The organism is Paenibacillus pedocola (assembly GCF_031599675.1).
GTDB classification, from domain to species: Bacteria; Bacillota; Bacilli; order Paenibacillales; family Paenibacillaceae; genus Paenibacillus_AQ; species Paenibacillus_AQ pedocola.
Genome location: NZ_CP134223.1, coordinates 3,340,718 through 3,359,018 on the forward strand (window position 1 = coordinate 3,340,718; position 18,301 = coordinate 3,359,018).

Here is an 18,301-nt window from a genome sequence, read left to right on the forward strand (position 1 = left end):
CGTATAATGAAGCTTCCAGTCGTAACAATAGATACTTTTCCCGCTGCCATTTTATACGGCATTAAATTTAGAGAGGACGATCAAGATGGCATTCCATCATCCTTCTGAACGTATAAAGATCCCGCCAGGGTTCTGGGCAGGATTAAGCCATATGGGGCTATCGCTGCACGAAGTCGCTTCGCAAGCAGGATTGCCGCTCACCGTGGTAACGGATTCAACCGGGGTTACCATGGCCCAATATTTTGCAATCTGGCAGTCGTATTCCGATCTTGTAGGAGACATCTCACATAGCATTATCAGGTTATCCAGCGCATTTGAAACAGCGCAGTACCCTCCGTCAGTCTTGGCGACATATCACGCCCGCAGCTATCGTGATGCTCTATACCGTATGGCCCGGTATAAACAAATGTGCCCGCCTGAGAACTTACACATCATTGAAGATGGAGATAGCTGTACGATCGATCTGAACTGGCAGTCCGGTGTACAGACCGGTCTGCCGGTACTAGCCGGGATCACTCTGGCTACTCTGCTGGAGATCGGCCGGCGGGGCACGGGACAACATGTGAATGTCAAACTTGTTGAGTTCACACACCCTATGGGAGACTTGCGGGCGCTGGAGACGTACTTTGGCGCGCGGATTCAGACCGGGGCGAAACATAACCGGTTGACATTGCACCGGATACATCTTGACCTCCCGTTTATCTCCTATAACGAAGAGCTGCTGCAGATATTGACACCCGTGCTGGATCATACCTTGGATGAACGGATAAGCCGCCACTCTTTGACCGGGACTGTCAAATGGATCATGAAACGCAGCTTTACAGCAGGGCGCCAAGATATTCAGGCTGTTGCCAGTGAACTCGGGATGAGCGACCGAACCCTGCAGCGTAGGCTTACTGAAGAAGGGACCAGCTTCAAGCAGCTGTTGACTGAGGCCAGGCATGAACAGGCACTGGAATATTTGGCCGACCCTTCGCTTGATATTAAAGAAGTAGCCTTCCTTATCGGATATGAGGATCAGAACTCGTTCTACCGTGCCTTCCGTTTGTGGGAAGGAGATACTCCAGCCCATTGGCGTTCCGAACATCTAAGTCCTGTTGTGACGACGGTTTAGTAAATTGGCGTGTCCAACAAGTAAGATGGCGGGACAGGCTAGTTACCAGAAGTGCCGGACAAGATATCATAATCTCTATCCAGTGCAGTAAGAACACAAGGAGAGATGAACGATGGATATGGGATTAACGAATACAACGGCTCTAGTAACGGGATCGACAAAAGGGATTGGGAAAGCAATCGCTATCGAGCTTGCCCGGGAAGGTGTACATGTGCTGATCAATGGCCGAAGTGAGGAAGAAGTCGAACGCGTTGTAGAGGAGATCCGACAGCAATTTCCGTCCACCAATCCCCGGAATGCAACCGCTGATATTACAGATGCTCAGCAGAGGGAAGCCTTATATGCGAAGTACCCCGACATTGATATTCTAGTGAATAATACAGGCATATACGAAATCATGCAGTACGAGGATGTTGATGATCAAGTATGGGAGCGATACTTCCGGACGAATGTACTGGCTGCGAACGGATTAGCTAAATTCTATCTTCCCAAAATGCTTGCACACGGTTATGGACGCATTATATTCATCGCGAGTGAAGAAGCAGTGATGCCATCCGGGCAAATGCCGCAGTACTGTATGACCAAATCGATGCTGCTGTCCTTGTCCAAAAGTTTATCGAAGCTGACAATCGGGACCGAAGTTACCATAAACACGATCATGCCTGGGCCAACGCTGTCTGAAAATGTGCAGCAGATCGTTGAAGGTATCTATGCCAATGATGAGAGGTCTTTTGCAGAGAAAGAGCGAACCTTCATGACAACCAATCTTCCCCAATCCGAAATCCAGCGGTTTATCAGACCGAGCGAGATTGGCAGATTAGCTGCGTTCGTATGCAGTCCATTTGCTTCAGCGTTCAAAGGTTCTCCGATCCGCATGGACGGGGGAATGGTGCCAACGATTTTCTAAGACAAGACTACGCATAAAAGACGCAATAACTTACTCCTATGGAGTAGTTCTTGCGTCTTTTCCTATATCTAAAATTTGTGAAGATATATCGACTGGTTATGTATTGACACGGTCCTAAGAGATTGCCTATCATTGAATACTAACATCAATATGAACCGGAAGGATGTCAGGCATGAGCGAAATGAATCAGGAGTATATCGTAATCTCAGGTGCAAGAGAAAATAATCTCAAAAATGTGTCCCTGCGTATTCCGAAACGGAAGATCACGATCTTCACCGGTGTATCCGGCTCCGGCAAGTCATCGATCGTCTTCGATACGATTGCCGCAGAATCCACGCGATTGTTGAATGAGAACTTCAGCATGTTTGTGCGCACTTTCCTGCCGAAATATCCGCAGCCCGATACAGACTCTATTGAGAACCTGAGCATGGCCGTTATTGTAGACCAGAAGCGGCTGGGCGGCGGATCCCATTCGACGATGGGTACGATTACGGATATTTCTCCTATTCTGCGACTGCTTTTCTCCAGGGCGGGCCAGCCCTATGTCGGACAAGCGAATAGGTTCTCGTTCAATGATCCTGCGGGAATGTGTCCCGAGTGTGGCGGTATCGGCCGCAGGCTGGCTGTTGATATGAGCAAGGCACTGGATATGTCGAAGTCTTTGAATGAAGGAGCAATCCATCTTCCCGACTATTCGGTGAACGGCTGGGATTGGAATATGATCACGCAGTCTGGAGACTTCGATCTGGATAAGAAGCTGAGCGATTACTCAGAAGAGGAACTGGAGCAACTGCTGTACGCCGAGGCAAGGAAAGTGCAGATGGATTTCGCCGGTAAAGCAACCAATATTACAGTAGAAGGTGTAATTGAGAAATTCACTAACAAATACATCAAGCAGGATGTGAAACTGAAGTCCGAGCGTACCCAAAAAGCTGTTGCGCCGTATATCACTGAGGGACCCTGCTCCAGCTGTCATGGGGCTAGACTCAGCCAAGCCGCACTCAGCTGCAGAATCAACGGCCGTAACATTGCGGACCTGTCCTCCATGGAGGTAGGACAGCTCATCCATGTCATCCGTGAGATAGATAATCCTGCCGCTGCGCCGGTCGTCAAATCGCTGGTGGAGCGGCTGCAGCATCTGGTCGATATCGGTCTTGACTACCTGACGCTGGACCGTGAAACGGATACATTGTCCGGCGGCGAGTCTCAGCGCGTCAAAATGGTGAAGCACCTGAGCGGCAGTCTGGTGGATGTCACTTACATCTTCGATGAGCCAAGTGTTGGCCTGCACCCGCGTGATGTACACAGGTTAAATGAACTACTGCTGAAGCTGCGCGACAAGGGGAATACAGTGATCGTCGTTGAGCATGATCCCGATGTAATCAAGCTGGCAGATCATATCGTTGATGTCGGTCCTCACGCCGGCAGCCGCGGAGGGAATATCGTATATGAGGGAAGCTTCCAGGGACTGCTGGAGGCAGGTACACTTACAGGCAGTTATATGAAGCGACCGCTTCATTTGAAGCATGTCTGCAGGCAGCCGTCCGGATATCTGCCCATCAAGGAGGCCTCACTACACAACCTGCAGGACGTTAGTGTTAATATCCCAGCCGGAGTGTTGACAGTAGTTACAGGTGTCGCCGGTTCAGGCAAAAGTACGCTGATTAACGATGTCTTCCTCAGCCAGCATCCAGATGCGATCGTCATCGACCAATCTTCAGTAGGAGTGTCAACACGCTCGAATCCTGCAACATACACAGGGATTATGGACGATGTGCGCAAGGCGTTTGCATCCGCGAATAAGGTGAGCCCTGGTTTGTTCAGCTTCAATTCCAAGGGGGCCTGCGAGAACTGCCAAGGGCTCGGAGTTGTCTATACTGATCTTGGCTTCCTTGATAGTATAAAGCTGCCTTGCGAGGTATGCGGAGGCAAACGGTTTAAGGAAGAGGTCCTGGCATATCATCTGAATGGCAAGTCAATTGCCGATGTGCTGGAGATGAATGTGGAGCAGGCTCTGGACTTTTTTCAGTTAAAAGAGGTTGTCCGCAAGCTCCAGGCAATGAGTGATGTGGGCCTCAATTATATTACACTCGGCCAGCCGCTCAGTACACTTTCGGGCGGGGAATGCCAGCGCATTAAACTGGCGAGTGAGCTGTATAAGAAGGGCAGCATCTATGTGATGGATGAACCGACAACGGGCCTGCACATGTCAGATATCGGACATCTTCTCGAGATCATGAACCGCCTCGTGGATGCCGGAAATACAGTGATTGTCATCGAGCACAACCTCGATGTGATCAGCCAGGCTGACTGGATCATCGATATGGGACCGGATGGAGGGGGCAGGGGAGGTCAGGTGGTGTTCGAAGGCCCGCCTCAGCAGATCGTTCAAGCCGAGCTATCAATCACGGGAAAATACTTGAAGTAGAGCGATCCGCTTCTATCTTCCACAACTCCCCATGAAGCTGCTGCTTCGAGTGGGGGGATGTTTGGTTATTAAATAGTTACTGTACAAACTATACGCAGCAAATGCATCTGAAAGGGGCTGGCACGATTTGGAATGGGGGAGCCTCTTCACACTTAGTCTATCTCTTGTAACCATACTCAATATTATTTTGGCTGCAATTGTTGTCTTCATTGAGCGTAGAGATATCGGGTCCACATGGGCCTGGCTGATGGTCTTGTTTTTTATCCCCGTGGTCGGATTTCTGTTTTACATTTTCTTCGGCAGACAGCTTAAGCAGAGAAATTTCTACAATCTAACCGCTGAAGAGCGGATGTACCTTCAATCGGCTATCGATGAACAGCTGATGAATGTAGATTATCAAGGGGGACTTACAGCCAAGTATGCCGATCTGCTAAAGATGAACCTGTTATCCTCCAACGCAATTATCTCATCCGACAACGAAATTGAGATATTTAATGACGGGCGGGAGAAATTTAATTCGTTGTTCGAGGATATCCGCAATGCAACCCAAGAAATCAACGTGCAGTATTATATCATTCAACCCGATGAATTAGGGACCAGGCTACGGGATGAGCTGACACTTAAGGCGAAGGAAGGCGTCCAGGTACGCGTTCTGTATGATGAGATCGGCTCCAAGCGGATATCACGTTCCTTCTTCAAGGAGTTAATCGAATATGGAGGAACGGTAGAAGTATTCTTCCCGTCGCTGTTCCGGCTGATTAATTTCCGGATTAATAACCGCAACCACAGAAAGCTGTGCATTATTGACGGAGAGATTGCCTATATCGGCGGATTTAATGTCGGGGATGAGTACCTCGGTCTCGACAAAAAAATGGGCTATTGGCGGGACACTCATTTCCGGATCAAGGGAGGATCTGTCGATCAGATTCAAGGCCGGTTTTTCCTGGACTGGAACAAGGCTGCGAATCGCAGTGAAAAGCACCCGGAGCAGTTACCGTTCCGTACGGAAAGACATACCGGTGAAAGTGTGGTTCAGATCATCTCCAGCGGCCCCAATTCCCAGACAGAGCATCTGAAAAATATGTATCTGAAATTAATCGGTTCCGCCAAGAAGAGCATCTACATTCAAACGCCTTATTTCGTTCCGGATGCCAGCTTTATGGATGCCTGCAAAATCGCGCTGATGTCCGGAGTGGACGTACGAATCATGATACCCAATAAGCCGGACCATATGTTTGTCTATTCGGCAACCCTGGCGCATGCCGGTGAACTGCTGCCCTATGGCGTCAAAATCCTGCAATATGAAAAAGGATTCATGCATGCGAAGACGATTGTAGTGGATCAGGAGATCGCATCTGTCGGTACAGCGAATATTGATACCCGCAGCTTCCGGCTGAACTTTGAGGTGAATGCACTGGTCTGTGACGAAGTCATTGCCGGTCAGCTGCATGACTTATTCTTAGAAGATAGTACTGAGTGCTCGGAGTTAACACTCGAGAGATACGAGGTACGGCCGAAGCTGGCCAAATTCAAAGAAGCTGTAGCAAGGTTGTTGTCACCTATTCTGTAAAGAACTACGATCACAACTCCGAATTGTATAAAACCACTTGGATATTGGTATCCTATAGGGGCAAATTATGCTTTGAAGGAGTGATCCTTACCTATGGATAAACAGTCAAAACAAACAACGGATCCCAAAGCTACGCCGGTTAAGAAAGTGACTCCTACGATCTCCTCCGGTAAAAATGAACCCGAGTTTGCGGATGAGCTTACCAGTAGCGATATCGAGTCAGCATTCAAAAATCCGATTACCGGTGAAGAACGAATGTATTAAAAGCCAAAAACAGCTGCAGCCCAGGACGGTTTACAAGTCCTGAACTGCAGCTGTTTTATTGTTAAAACTGGAAATCTTCATCCTTCAGCGGCTCCACGTTCAGTGCACGGATATATCCGTTGCCTTTCTTCGAGAAGAAGTCATGCTGCTTCGTGTGGGTACTGATGCCGTTCTGCACAATCGGATTAATCTCTTCCTCATCGAACAGCGGATCATGACCGAGATTCATCATGGCTTTGTTGGCATTGTAGCGCAGGAAGGTCTTAACCTCGTCCACCAGTCCGATAGGAGCATATACCTGTTCCGTATAACGTTCTTCATTCTCATGCAGCAGGCGGAGCAGGCCTACAAGTGTCTGATGCAGGTCACGCTGCTCGTCTTCCTCAAGTCCGTCAAAAATCTCCTGCGCCAGAACACCGACGTACACCCCGTGAATGCTCTCATCGCGCAGAATCAGATCGATGATCTCACCGCTGCAGGTCATTTTGCCCTGGCCGGCCAGATACAGCGGGTAGAAGAAGCCGCTGTAGAACAAGTAGCTCTCCAGCAGCACGGAGGCTGCCATAGCGAGGTACAAGTCTTTAGGCGAATCAATGTTTTTATAATACTGAGAGATGGTCTCCGCCTTAAACTGCAGGTGCGGATTCTCCTCCACCCAGCGGAATACCCCGTCAATTTCTTCCGTAGAAGCGAGGGTGGTAAAAATACTGCTGTACGACTTGGCATGAATCTGTTCCATCATGCCCATGAAGCCCAGCACAGCCTTGCGCTGCAGGCCATCGACATGCTCCATAATCTGCGGCATGCCGACACCGCCCTGAATCGTGTCGAGCAGCGTCAGGCCGCCCAGCACCTTCATATAGGAGTCCTTTTCCTGCTCACTGAGTGTGAGCCAGGACATTTTGTCATCGGATAAGGGGATTTCATCATCCGTCCAGAATTGCATAATGTTTTGGTTCCAGAACATCAATGAGAAATCGTCGTCAGGACGGTTCCAGTTAACGGCTTGGATAGCGCTCATAATCTTGCAATCTCCTTTTCTGCGGCCAGAGCCTTCCTTGTTAGATCGAGCAGGTGAGGCACTCCTCGACGGACAGCTTCTTGGTCCGGGTGTAATACAGCGACTTCAGGCCTTTATGGGCAGCGTACAGGTAGGAGCGGGCCAGTTCCCGAGTAGATACATCGCTGTTAACATGCAGAACCGTCGAGATACCCTGATCTATGTGCGGCTGAATCTCCGCGATCAGGTCAATCACCTTGAACTGGTCCATCTGGTAAGCCGATTTATAGAAGAACACATTATCCGGCCGCAGGTAGGGCATCGGATAGTACGTAGTTGAATTGGCATAAGTCCGTGTTTCGATCTGCTCTACAATCGGCATCACGCTGGAAGTGGCATTCTGAATGTAGGAAATGCTCGCTGTCGGTGCAATCGCTAACCGGTAAGCATGGTAGAGGCCGTTTTCCTTTACCTTATCCCGCAATTGTTCCCAGTCAGCAGGCGAAGGGATGTACATATCCCCGAACAGCTCCTGCACTCTTGGTGTAACCGGACGGTAATCCGTAGTCAGATAACGTTCGAAATAAGCTCCAGTCGCATAATCGGATGCCTCAAACCCCTGGAAAGAGCGGCCGGTTTCCGCAGCAATCTCCATGCTCTTTTCCAGTGAATGATAGTTCATGGTCATGAAGAAGGTCCGGGCAAAATCACGGGCCTGTTCGCTTTCATAAGCGATATTGTTCTTAGCCAGATAACCGTGGAGATTCATGACGCCAAGGCCGACAGAGTGCATTTCCTTGTTAGCTTTGGCTACGCCAGGGGCGTTGGAGACGCTGGTCATATCGCTGACGGCGGTGAGGGCGATCATGCCTTCATGCACGGATTCACGGATTTTGCCATGCTCCATAACGTTAACAATGTTAAGGGAAGCCAGATTGCAGCTTACATCACGGCGGATCGTATCCTCTTGCCCGTAATCGTTAATCTCCGAGGTTTCCTGCAGCTGGAAGATTTCCGTACAGAGGTTCGACATCTTGATCTGGCCGACATTTTTCAGGGCATGCGCTTCATTGGCGTTGCTCTTGTTCATAATATACGGATAGCCGGATTCCAGCTGGATCATGGCGATTTTGGTCAGCATATCCCGTGCATTCATTGCCTTCTTCTTCTTCACACGCGGATCAGCCAGCAGCTTATCGTACATCTCATCCAGATCCATATCATCAAGATGAGTCCCGTAAGCCTTGTATACAGTGTATGGGGCAAAGACATGCAGCGGTTCATTATCCTTAGCAAGCTGGTAGAAGCGGTTCGGTATGATCAGGCCGATGGAGAGGGTTTTAAGTCTTGTTTTCTCGTCGGCGTTAATTTTCTTGCTGTCGAGGAATTCCAGAACATCCCAGCCGAAAATATTGTAGTAGGCTGCTCCGGAGCCTTTACGCTGACCCATCTGATCGGCATAAGAGAAGCCGTCTTCCATCAGCTTGAGCACCGGCATAATGCCCTTAGCCGCATCCTCGACTCCCTTGATCGTCTCCCCGCGCGAGCGGAGCTTGGACAGGTTGACGGCTACACCGCCGCCGATTTTGGACAGCTGCATGCAGGTATTCAGTACATAGTTAATGGAATTAAGCGAATCGTCCATCTCGATAAGGAAGCAGGAGACGAGCTCGCCGCGCCGGCTTTTACCGGCATTCAGGAAGGTGGGCGTTGCCGGCTGCAGACGCTGTTCCATCATCGAGCGGGCTAGTGTACCGGCGGTCTCAACATTGCCGCGTCCCAGGTGAAGTGCGACTGCCGCCACACGGTCCGGATAATGCTCCAGATATTGCTTGCGGTCATTGCTTTTTACAGCATAGTCCGTATAGAACTTCGAAGCTGCCATATAAGAGGGGAACGTAAAGTTGTAGCTGTGGGTAATCCGGTAGACTTCCTCAATCTCAGCCACGCTGTACTGTAAGTAAAAGTTCTCATAGAAATCCTGTTCGATCATGTAGTCAACCTTGGCTTTGGTATCTGCAAACACCAGGCTCCGCCGCTCCACCTCCCGCATGAATTCGACTACCGCCTCAAGGTCTTTATTTAATTGAAAGAAGCCGCTCTCGTCCCGCTTCATCAACATGTTGTTCAGTTCAATATGCCGCAACCCGGCTCACCTCCTGTTTAATCCGTTCCACATCGCCAAATGTGCCGGATAATTCAAATTTCCCAATGACTGGCACATTGTACCGGTCTGCAATCAAATCCGCGCTATGGGCGAACAGCTCGCCCCAGTTCTTATTGCCGCTGGCAGCGATGCCTTTCAGATTGCTGTAATTATTTCTCAAAAAAGCAGACACCTTCTCTGGAATCTGTCCAAAACCGGTGGTGTATGTAATTAGTACATAAGGCTCATCTATAGTCATATGCTCCTCGATCTGCACAGCCGGCAGCTTAAGCTTGCTGATGAACCGTTTGACGTTTCCCGTTTTTGAATCGTATGCGACCAGCATCGTGTCAGTCCTCCTGTAAATATTGTTGCAAATTTTAATAGGATAGTAACCTGGAACCATTGCCAGATGTGCTGAAAATGATTATCACACTATATTTAGTGTGCGTTTCTTATTTTAATCACTATATGTTGGAAAGTCAATATAAGTGCTACAGGATTTTCCTCTTAGAAAAGGTCTGATAAGGGTGTGGGCAGAGCGGATTGCTATAAATAAAGAGGAGTAGATGCACGCCAAAGAGATCGGATTTTTGTAACTTTGGTTAATAATAGGTAGACGATTGGATAACCTATTCCCATAACTCTGAAGAAACGAGGCGATAAGCATGTCAACGATGAACAATAATCATCAGGAAGCGGTTGAGACTGTAAGAGAACTTATCAAAGGGATCGATACGGCAATGTTCACGACGATTTCGCCAGAAGGTCTGGTATCCCGTCCAATGAAGACTCAGGAGGTTGAATTCGATGGAGACTTATGGTTCCTGACGAAAAAAGATACCAGCAAGTTCGGTGAAGTTCTTCATGATCCGAGAGTGAATGTCGTATACGCCGGTAAATCCTATGTATCTATCCGCGGAACAGCGAGAATCGTACAGGATCTGGAGAAGAAAAAAGAATTCTGGAATGCGGGCTATGATGCTTTTTTGAAGACCAGCTATGATGATCCGAATGTGATTCTGATTCAGGTTCACGCCGAAGCGGCAGAATACTGGAAGAGCGGTAACCTGGCTGAAAAGGCTTCCTACCTGTTTAAACGGTTAACGAATCAGGATACGGAAGAGTCCAATCTGAACCAGACCATCGAATTAAAGTAGGCGTACGTATCCATATCAGGCAACAATCAGATACTTGATTCTTTACTATATTCAGACACAAAGATGCCCCCGCACTGCGGCAGAGGGCATCTTTGTGTGTGAGTATCTGTTATTTCTGTTCCATTCCGGTTCTAAAGTGTCTGTAGAAAGCACGAATGTCCTCAGCCAGAAGTTCCGGTTCTTCCATAGCGGTAAAATGCCCGCCTCGAGGCAATGAGGTCCAGCGGGTAATATTCAAATTGCGCATAGCCCAATCTTTGGGCGGTGTTAAGACATCCGCAGGTAAAATGGCAATGCCTGTCGGTACCTCTATCCGGCCAAGTGCCGGCAATGAATGCGTATTCTCATAATACATATGTGCTGTTGAGCCTATCGTATTAGTAATCCAATAGATCATTATATTGGTGAGCAGTTCATCTTCACTAAAGCTGTTCCGGAGGTCACCCTTACAGTCGCTCCACGCACGGAATTTTTCAATAATCCAGCCGGCGAGTCCTACTGGTGAGTCGGAAAGTCCGTACGCAAGGGTCTGAGGTTTGGTCGATTGAAGGGTCATATAGCCCCCCTCCCGGGATATCCATTCCTGAGCACTTCGTTTATATTGCAGTTCTTCCTCAGAAAGCTCTGCCTGATCATTGGGATTCATAAGGCCTTTAATAATACCGATATCGGTGAGATGGATGCCAAATAGAAGCTCCGGATGGTTCGATGCCAAGTATCGGGTCACTCCGGAACCGATATCCCCGCCTGCAGCAGCGAATTTTCTGTAGCCGAGCTCCTCAGTCATTAGTTTGGCCCATACCTCAGAAACACGGAAATTGTTGATCCCGCGATAGTCCGGGCTGCTGGAGAAGCCAAATCCGGGCAATGAAGGGACTATTACATCGAAAGAGTCCTCAGGATCACCCCCGTAACGGGCCGGATCCGTAAGCATAGGGATAATCTTCTGGTACCGCAAATAACTGTCTGGCCATCCGTGAGTTAGGATGATCGGCAAAGGGCTTGGTCCTTTCCCGCGCTCGTGGACGAAATGTACATCTATCCCATCGACATTACTGCGAAACTGTGAAAAGCTGTTGAGCTTAGCTTCTTGTTCACGCCAGTCATATTGCTCCTGCCAATATGTAACGAGTGATTGCAGATAGCTTAAATCAGTACCATGTTCCCATCCGGTTGGTCCTAACGGCTCCGGCCAGCGTACATGTTTCAGCCTGTACTTCAGATCATCAAGTACTTCATCAGGTACCCGGATTTGAAAACTTTCAACAGTCATTATGCTTCCTCCTTAACCCTATCCTTTTTGGTGTCTATCAAAGCTGATTAGGCAACTCCATACTTAAATGCCAATTTAGATCAGCGCTAAACGCGCGATCCTTTTATATTATAGGAAATATTATGCATTTCGCCAAGATCAGGTTCTACGGGTAAGCTCGATGAACTTGCTGGCTGCAGTCGTCAGCGGCATATACCGCATCGTCATCATCCCCACCTGGGCAGGAGGAAGCTGTACATCCAGCTTGATCTCAAAGAGCGAGCCCTCTTCCAGCTCCTTGGATACGAATTCCCGGGTTACGAAGGAAATCCCGAGGCCTTTGCGGGCAAATTCGATCAGCAGTCCCACACTGCCGACTTCGAATTCGGGCTTCAGCTCATATCCGTAGCCCTGGAACAAATCCGTAATGGCCATACGTGCCCGGCTGCTCCGCGAGAACAGGATAATAGGATATTGAAGCAGCTCTTCGATAGAGAGCACCTTCTGGTTCAGCTCGGCATAACGGCTTCCTGCAATGAAGCAGTCCTGCAGCTGGAGCCCTTGACGGACTTCCAGCTGCGGATCGGTGATCGGCATGCGTACTACGCCCAGATCGACGAGACCTTCTTTTAAATAGGAGATCACTTCCGGTGTCGTACCATGGATCAGATGAAGACGGATGCCCGGGTACTGCTGGTGAAAGATTTCAATGAACGGCAGCAGATAATGCTTGAACAGGGAATCACTGCCGCCAATCCGCAGCTCCCCGTTATCGAGGTTTTTGAGCTCGGCCATTTTCTTCTCGGCCTGAGTGATAAGAATATGCGATTGTTCAATATAAGAGTAGAGAGTGGCCCCCTCCGGTGTCAGTGCAACTCCCTTGGAGTTCCGAATGAAGAGGGACAGTCCTAAGCTGTCCTCCAGCTGCTTGATCGCGTGGCTGACACTCGGTTGGGTAATATATAGCGATTTAGCAGCTTGAGTCAGGCTTCCGGTCTTGGCAGCCCAGTAAAAAACCTTGTATAATTCGAAATTTATCATAGACATGGTCTATAGCTCCTGTGAAATATATTAATTACTTGTATGGGTCGTATTTGTATTATAGTGTAACCAGGAAAGATAAACCAGAGCAGAAGGAGAATGGAGATGGAGGCAACCACGTTTGTTTTGTTTGGAGCGACAGGAGATTTGGCCCGGAGAAAAATCTACCCTGCGCTGTATAATCTTTTTCTCGATCACAAGCTTAACCATTCATTCTCTGTGATTGGTCTCGGCCGGAGAGAATTAGCAGACGAAGCCTTTCAGGCGATGGTGGAGCGGTCGATCCGGGACTTTTCCCGGCGGGAAGTGAAAGATTCTGCGTCCGTGCGCAGCTTCCTGAAGTCCTTCCGATATAATGTGCTGGATGTAGGGCATACAGAGGATTATACCAAGCTCCTTCAGCGGGTTGAGCAGCAGGAGAAACGGGCGGGAGGTTCCCCGAACCGGATGTTCTATCTATCTGTTGGCCCGGAGTTTTTTGAGACCATAGCCTTCAATATTAAACAAAGCGGTCTGGGTAACGCCAAGGGCTGGAAGCGCCTGGTGATTGAGAAGCCCTTCGGACATGATCTGTTGTCTGCACAGGAACTGAATCAGAAGCTGAGCGAGGCTTTTACTGAAGATGAAATTTACCGGATCGACCATTACCTCGGCAAACCGATGGTTCAGGAGCTTGATGTGTTCCAGCAGAGTAATCCGGTGCTTCACGCACTTTGGAATAACCGTTACATCTCCAACGTGCAGATTACCGCAGGGGAAACCGTAGGTGTGGAAGAAAGAGCGGGTTATTACGATCATGTAGGAGCACTCCGGGATATGTTCCAGAATCATATGCTGCAGCTGCTAATGATGCTCGCCATCCGCTTGCCGAAGGACAGTTCTCCGGAAGAGGTGCGCTTTAAGAAGAAAGAGGTTATGGAAGCATTAGAGCCGCTGGATGAAGGGGATGTCCAGTTTAACGTGATCCGCGGGCAGTATACTGCTGGCACAATCCAGGGCAAGCCGGTACAGGGCTATCTCTCCGAGCCGGGAATTCCGGCAGGATCAACGAACGATACCTTTATTGCGGCCAGACTACAGATTGACGATCCATTCTGGAAGGATGTGCCGTTCTATATCCGGACCGGAAAGCGCATGAAGGAGAAATCGACGCGGATTGTGATCGAGTTCAAAGAGCCCCTCAAGCAGAGCTCATCGGCCGGAGAGAATGATATCCCCAATCTGCTGGTGTTTGAAATCAGCCCGAACGAAGGGCTAACCCTGCAGCTAAAGGCTAGAGATCCACAGCATAAAGGGAAGTTCAAGGCAATGCATATTGATTTCCACACCAGCTCTATTGAGGTTCCTGAGGCATACGAGAATCTGATACATGACGCTTTACATGGTGATCCGTCATTTTTTGCCCATTGGAATGAGGTTGAGCTATCCTGGAAATGGGTGCAGCCAATCCTGAATGCTTTTGAGAAAAATACCGTTCCGCTTCACACCTATGCTGCGGGTTCATTCGGACCTGCCGAATCAGCTCAGCTGCTGGCCAAGAAAGGACATCACTGGTGGCTTGATACTGCCGAAGCTGCAGACGGTGTTCAAGAAGAAGAAAACGATGTTTCTTTGCCCGATGCTTCAAATTTTTAATACTAAGTTTAGTTCAACTAAAAAATGGAGGTTATCACAATGAAATTTTTCATCGACACAGCGAATGTAGAAGACATCAAAAAAGCATACCAGATCGGCGTCCTATCCGGCGTCACAACGAATCCGTCTCTAGTAGCCAAAGAAGGCGTGAAGTTTGAAGACCGCATTGCGGAAATTCTTCAGACCGTACCTGAAGTAGAGTCCGTATCCGCCGAGGTTACTCCGGATGCCATTACTGCGGAAGAAATGATCGCACAGGCGAACGAACTGATCAAGATCAACAACTACGACAAAAACATTACCATCAAGCTCCCGATGACGCTCGCAGGTCTGGAAGCCTGCCGGTACCTGACTCAAAAAGGCGTAAAAACGAACGTAACGCTGATCTTCACCGTGAACCAGGCGCTACTCGCAGCCCGTGCCGGAGCCACTTATGTATCACCGTTCCTCGGCCGTCTGGATGATATTTCAGAGGATGGGGTTCAGCTTATTGTAAAAGTTGCCGAACTGTTCCGCATTCATAACCTTGACGCGCAGATTATCGCCGCTTCGGTCCGCCATCCGGACCATGTGACCCGTGTAGCGATGGCCGGTGCGCATATCGCCACCATTCCGTTCAGCGTAATCGAGCAAATCTCCAAGCACCCGCTGACCGATCAGGGGCTGGAGAAGTTCGCTGCCGACTGGAAGAAAGCTCCACAGGTCTAAATACAGTTAAAATAAATAACCAAGATTGATCAAGATGCTGAAGTGACGGAGGAGAAGTTTGGAACTGTAGGAGCGTTAGCGACCGCCTTTGTCTGCGGATTTCTACTGCAAACAGCAATATAAATAAAGAAATCTGCAGACAACAGCGGCCGGAAGTCCAAACATTCTCCGCAGTCATAACTACGCCACTTGATCTCATTCTTGGTCTGGTACAAATCATAGGGAGGTCTATTGACGATGGGTAAACAACAGATAGGTGTGGTCGGCTTAGCCGTCATGGGTAAGAATCTGGCCTTGAATATGGAGAGCAAGGGGTTCTCGGTAGCCTTATACAACCGTTCCCGCGAGAAAACAGATGAGCTGCTTGCAGAAGCAGCGGGCAAAAACTTCATCGGTGCCTACAGCATTGAGGAGTTTGTCCAATCGCTCGAGCTGCCGCGCAAAATCATGATTATGGTCAAGGCCGGCAAACCGACTGATGATACGATCCAGCAGCTGGTTCCGCATTTATCGCCAGGGGATATTCTGATCGACGGCGGGAACGCCTTTTTCCCGGATACCCAGAGACGGAACAAAGAGCTGCAGGCGCAAGGTTTACGCTTCATCGGGGCAGGCGTATCGGGCGGTGAAGAAGGGGCGCTGAAGGGGCCGGCGATTATGCCGGGCGGGCAGAAGGATGCCTACGAGCTGGTAGAACCAATCCTGACTGCCATTTCTGCCAAAGTGGACGGCGATCCTTGCTCGACTTATATCGGTGAAGACGGTGCCGGACACTATGTCAAAATGGTTCACAACGGTATCGAATACGGCGATATGCAGCTCATTGGTGAAGCCTATCAGCTGCTGAAGGATGTACTGGGCCTGGACACCCAAGAACTGCATGAGATCTTCACTGAATGGAACAACGGTGAACTCAGCAGCTATCTGATCGAGATTACCGCTGACATCTTCGCCAAAGCTGACCCGGAAACCGGCAAACCAATGGTCGATGTGATCCTGGATTCCGCCGGACAAAAGGGAACCGGCAAATGGACGAGTCAGAATGCGCTCGATCTCGGCGTTCCGTTATCGATCATTACCGAATCCGTATTTGCACGCTTTATTTCGGCGATGAAGGAAGAGCGCGTGGCTGCAAGCAAGCGCCTGAAGGGGCCTGAGGTTAAGGGCTACGACGGCGATGCCAAGGAATTCATTGAGGCTGTCCGCAAAGCGCTGTATGCCAGTAAAATAGCCTCTTACGCCCAAGGTTTTGCCCAGATGAGAGTGGCTTCGGACGAGTATAACTGGAACCTGAACTATGGCAGCATCGCAATGATCTTCCGTGGAGGCTGCATTATCCGTGCCGGCTTCCTTCAGAATATCAAGGATGCTTATGACCGTGACCCTGAGCTCAAAAACCTGTTCCTGGATGAGTATTTCAGCAGCGTCGTTCATAACTACCAGGAAGCGTGGAGAGATGTGGTGGCGATCGCGGTTAAACGAGGCATTCCGGTTCCAGCCTTTGCTTCCGGATTGGCCTACTACGACAGCTACCGCTCCGAACGTCTTCCGGCCAACCTGCTGCAGGCGCAAAGAGACTACTTTGGAGCGCATACTTTTGAACGGGTGGACCAGCCGGGAAGCTTCCATTTTGGCTGGATGAGCAATAACGACTAATTCAGTAACAATCGAATCTATATTATCAGCCAAACCGCACAGCAATGCGGTTTGGCTTTTTATATAACCATGGAATAAAATTAAATTTTACATAATTTATTTTTTATACGATAATGTAACAACCGAAATAAACGAAGACCGCTTGTGCTGAAAAATTAAAAAGATAACGGGGGGGGATCACGGATATGAACCAGACGATAGACCTACAGCAGTATAATAAAAACTATCCTTTCATGACGGTCGTTTTGTTCTGGTGCGGGTTAGTTATTCTGACCAGTATGTATATTACGATTCCGTTAGCGGATGTATTTACCCAGGCGTTCCAGATTAGCTCAGGTCAGGCGGCTTGGATCGGGAGTTCATTCTCTCTCTGCTATGCGCTGGGCTGCCTGCTGTACGGGCCATTCTCCGACCGCTACGGACGTAAAGTATTTCTGGCAGCTAGTATCATCGGGTTAACCGTCGTTACCGTTGCGATAGGTTTTGTGGATAGTTATTACGGGCTTATTGTACTCAGAGGCGTACAAGGATTGGTGGCCGCCGCATTTGCACCGATCTCACTTGTATATGCAGGAGAGATGTTCCCGCCTCCCAAAAGGCTGACCGCTGTTGGTTTTATTAGCTCCGGACTACTAATGGCTGGGATTGTTGGTCAGGTATTTAGCGGCATGGTTCACGAAGCTCTCGGCTGGCGGGCTATTTTTTACATATTAGGGATTGTATACGGGATTACTGCAGTAATCGTCATCGGCTTTCTCCCGAAAGACGAACTGCACAGGCCGAAAGAAAATGTGCTGCTGAAGTTCAGGCAAATGACAGGCTTGCTGAAACAAACCCAGCTGCTGGCGGCCTTTTCTATTACCTTTGTGCTGCTATTAACTCTTGTAGGCATGTATACCGTCTTGGGAGGTTATTTAAGTTCCGCTAAGTTCGGACTATCTGCGCAGGAGATCCTGTGTATCCGGGCCATCGGAATTGCAGGAATGCTATTAGCACCTTTCTCAGGACGAATCGCGCAAAGGCTGGGGATGACAGCTGTGCTGCGGGGCGGATTGGCTTTGTCAGCAATCGGGCTGCTTACGCTGGGTCTAGTCCAGAACCTGTTGTTAATTGTTCTCATGAGCGTTATATTTGTGGCGGGTATTGCGCTGGTAACTCCCGTTATTATCTCCACTGTCAGTCAGCTAGGAGGGAATGCAAGAGGTGCAGCGATCTCATTCAATGCATTTATTCTCTTCCTTGGTGCCAGTACGGGACCGATAATAGCCTTGAGATTATTAAAGACTGAGAACTATCCGCTGTCCTTCAGCGTGTTAGGCGGTATTATTGTATTAGGCTTTGCTATATCGCTGTTTCTTAAATTAGCTTCTGCCAAAGGAACTTCACTTAAAATATCGAATATCTAATGTAACTGGAATGC

Annotated in this window: 15 protein-coding genes; 10 read left to right on the top strand and 5 right to left on the bottom strand. The window is 49.1% G+C overall.

What is annotated here, in order from left to right:
• Positions 1–85: 85 nt before the first annotated feature.
• From QU597_RS14505 to QU597_RS14525, 5 genes are all read left to right on the top strand, one after another.
• Positions 86–1,114: a helix-turn-helix domain-containing protein gene (locus tag QU597_RS14505; RefSeq protein WP_310828666.1), complete on the top strand. Its 1,029-nt coding sequence runs from the start codon at positions 86–88 to the stop codon at positions 1,112–1,114.
• A gap of 112 nt (positions 1,115–1,226) precedes the next feature.
• A complete protein-coding gene (locus tag QU597_RS14510) occupies positions 1,227–2,021 on the top strand; it encodes an SDR family NAD(P)-dependent oxidoreductase (protein ID WP_310828667.1) in 795 nt (264 codons plus the stop codon).
• A gap of 172 nt (positions 2,022–2,193) precedes the next feature.
• Positions 2,194–4,449 carry an ATP-binding cassette domain-containing protein gene (locus QU597_RS14515; protein WP_310828668.1) on the top strand — a complete coding sequence of 752 codons (2,256 nt, stop codon included), beginning with the start codon at positions 2,194–2,196 and terminating at the stop codon, positions 4,447–4,449.
• Between the two features lie 127 nt (positions 4,450–4,576).
• Positions 4,577–6,019, top strand: coding sequence for a cardiolipin synthase (cls, locus tag QU597_RS14520; protein WP_310828669.1), 1,443 nt, complete (start codon positions 4,577–4,579; stop codon positions 6,017–6,019).
• 93 nt (positions 6,020–6,112) lie between these two features.
• A complete protein-coding gene (locus QU597_RS14525) occupies positions 6,113–6,283 on the top strand; it encodes a hypothetical protein (RefSeq protein ID WP_310828670.1) in 171 nt (56 codons plus the stop codon).
• Between the two features lie 61 nt (positions 6,284–6,344).
• Here the strand turns inward: QU597_RS14525 and nrdF are convergent, their stop codons facing one another.
• From nrdF to nrdI, 3 genes are read right to left on the bottom strand one after another with little or no spacing between them, the layout of a single operon-like run.
• Entirely contained in the window at positions 6,345–7,304 is a 960-nt protein-coding gene (gene nrdF, locus QU597_RS14530) for a class 1b ribonucleoside-diphosphate reductase subunit beta (RefSeq protein ID WP_310828671.1), read from the bottom strand.
• A gap of 40 nt (positions 7,305–7,344) precedes the next feature.
• Positions 7,345–9,429 carry a class 1b ribonucleoside-diphosphate reductase subunit alpha gene (gene nrdE / locus QU597_RS14535; RefSeq protein WP_310828673.1) on the bottom strand — a complete coding sequence of 695 codons (2,085 nt, stop codon included), beginning with the start codon at positions 9,427–9,429 and terminating at the stop codon, positions 7,345–7,347.
• Positions 9,416–9,775, bottom strand: coding sequence for a class Ib ribonucleoside-diphosphate reductase assembly flavoprotein NrdI (gene nrdI / locus QU597_RS14540; protein WP_236329954.1), 360 nt, complete (start codon positions 9,773–9,775; stop codon positions 9,416–9,418). The genes nrdE and nrdI overlap by 14 nt, the downstream gene beginning before the upstream one ends.
• Before the next feature lie 322 nt (positions 9,776–10,097).
• Here nrdI and QU597_RS14545 point away from each other — a divergent pair, with 322 nt between their 5' ends.
• A complete protein-coding gene (locus QU597_RS14545) occupies positions 10,098–10,589 on the top strand; it encodes a pyridoxamine 5'-phosphate oxidase family protein (RefSeq protein ID WP_370656191.1) in 492 nt (163 codons plus the stop codon).
• Between the two features lie 109 nt (positions 10,590–10,698).
• Here QU597_RS14545 and QU597_RS14550 read toward each other — a convergent pair whose 3' ends face one another.
• Together QU597_RS14550 and QU597_RS14555 are read right to left on the bottom strand one after the other, a co-directional pair.
• The gene (locus QU597_RS14550; protein WP_310828675.1) at positions 10,699–11,862 is read right to left on the bottom strand and encodes an epoxide hydrolase family protein; all 1,164 of its coding nucleotides are present in this window, start codon (positions 11,860–11,862) and stop codon (positions 10,699–10,701) included.
• Positions 11,863–12,000: 138 nt separating this feature from the next.
• Positions 12,001–12,888 (bottom strand): LysR family transcriptional regulator, encoded by an 888-nt coding sequence (locus tag QU597_RS14555; RefSeq protein WP_310828676.1) that lies wholly within the window; start codon positions 12,886–12,888, stop codon positions 12,001–12,003.
• 99 nt (positions 12,889–12,987) lie between these two features.
• Between QU597_RS14555 and zwf the strand changes: the two genes are divergently transcribed.
• The 4 genes from zwf to QU597_RS14575 all read left to right on the top strand — a co-directional run bounded on the left by zwf (position 12,988) and on the right by QU597_RS14575 (position 18,287).
• The gene (zwf, locus tag QU597_RS14560) at positions 12,988–14,517 is read left to right on the top strand and encodes a glucose-6-phosphate dehydrogenase (RefSeq protein WP_310828677.1); all 1,530 of its coding nucleotides are present in this window, start codon (positions 12,988–12,990) and stop codon (positions 14,515–14,517) included.
• Between the two features lie 39 nt (positions 14,518–14,556).
• Positions 14,557–15,225 (top strand): fructose-6-phosphate aldolase, encoded by a 669-nt coding sequence (gene fsa / locus QU597_RS14565; protein ID WP_310828679.1) that lies wholly within the window; start codon positions 14,557–14,559, stop codon positions 15,223–15,225.
• Positions 15,226–15,462: 237 nt separating this feature from the next.
• Positions 15,463–16,881, top strand: coding sequence for an NADP-dependent phosphogluconate dehydrogenase (gnd, locus tag QU597_RS14570; RefSeq protein ID WP_310828680.1), 1,419 nt, complete (start codon positions 15,463–15,465; stop codon positions 16,879–16,881).
• A 185-nt stretch (positions 16,882–17,066) separates the two neighbouring features.
• The gene (locus tag QU597_RS14575) at positions 17,067–18,287 is read left to right on the top strand and encodes an MFS transporter (RefSeq protein ID WP_310828681.1); all 1,221 of its coding nucleotides are present in this window, start codon (positions 17,067–17,069) and stop codon (positions 18,285–18,287) included.
• Positions 18,288–18,301 lie beyond the last annotated feature (14 nt).

What these genes read in the sequence shown, in the direction of transcription:
- nrdF (WP_310828671.1), bottom strand. Translation starts at nt 7,304, where the DNA reads ATGAGCGCTATCCAAGCCGTTAACTGGAACCGTCCTGACGACGATTTC.
- QU597_RS14555 (WP_310828676.1), bottom strand. Translation starts at nt 12,888, where the DNA reads ATGTCTATGATAAATTTCGAATTATACAAGGTTTTTTACTGGGCTGCC.
- QU597_RS14545 (WP_370656191.1), top strand. Translation starts at nt 10,098, where the DNA reads ATGTCAACGATGAACAATAATCATCAGGAAGCGGTTGAGACTGTAAGA.
- nrdI (WP_236329954.1), bottom strand. Translation starts at nt 9,775, where the DNA reads ATGCTGGTCGCATACGATTCAAAAACGGGAAACGTCAAACGGTTCATC.
- QU597_RS14575 (WP_310828681.1), top strand. Translation starts at nt 17,067, where the DNA reads ATGAACCAGACGATAGACCTACAGCAGTATAATAAAAACTATCCTTTC.
- QU597_RS14525 (WP_310828670.1), top strand. Translation starts at nt 6,113, where the DNA reads ATGGATAAACAGTCAAAACAAACAACGGATCCCAAAGCTACGCCGGTT.
- gnd (WP_310828680.1), top strand. Translation starts at nt 15,463, where the DNA reads ATGGGTAAACAACAGATAGGTGTGGTCGGCTTAGCCGTCATGGGTAAG.
- zwf (WP_310828677.1), top strand. Translation starts at nt 12,988, where the DNA reads ATGGAGGCAACCACGTTTGTTTTGTTTGGAGCGACAGGAGATTTGGCC.
- QU597_RS14515 (WP_310828668.1), top strand. Translation starts at nt 2,194, where the DNA reads ATGAGCGAAATGAATCAGGAGTATATCGTAATCTCAGGTGCAAGAGAA.
- QU597_RS14550 (WP_310828675.1), bottom strand. Translation starts at nt 11,862, where the DNA reads ATGACTGTTGAAAGTTTTCAAATCCGGGTACCTGATGAAGTACTTGAT.
- QU597_RS14510 (WP_310828667.1), top strand. Translation starts at nt 1,227, where the DNA reads ATGGATATGGGATTAACGAATACAACGGCTCTAGTAACGGGATCGACA.
- fsa (WP_310828679.1), top strand. Translation starts at nt 14,557, where the DNA reads ATGAAATTTTTCATCGACACAGCGAATGTAGAAGACATCAAAAAAGCA.
- QU597_RS14505 (WP_310828666.1), top strand. Translation starts at nt 86, where the DNA reads ATGGCATTCCATCATCCTTCTGAACGTATAAAGATCCCGCCAGGGTTC.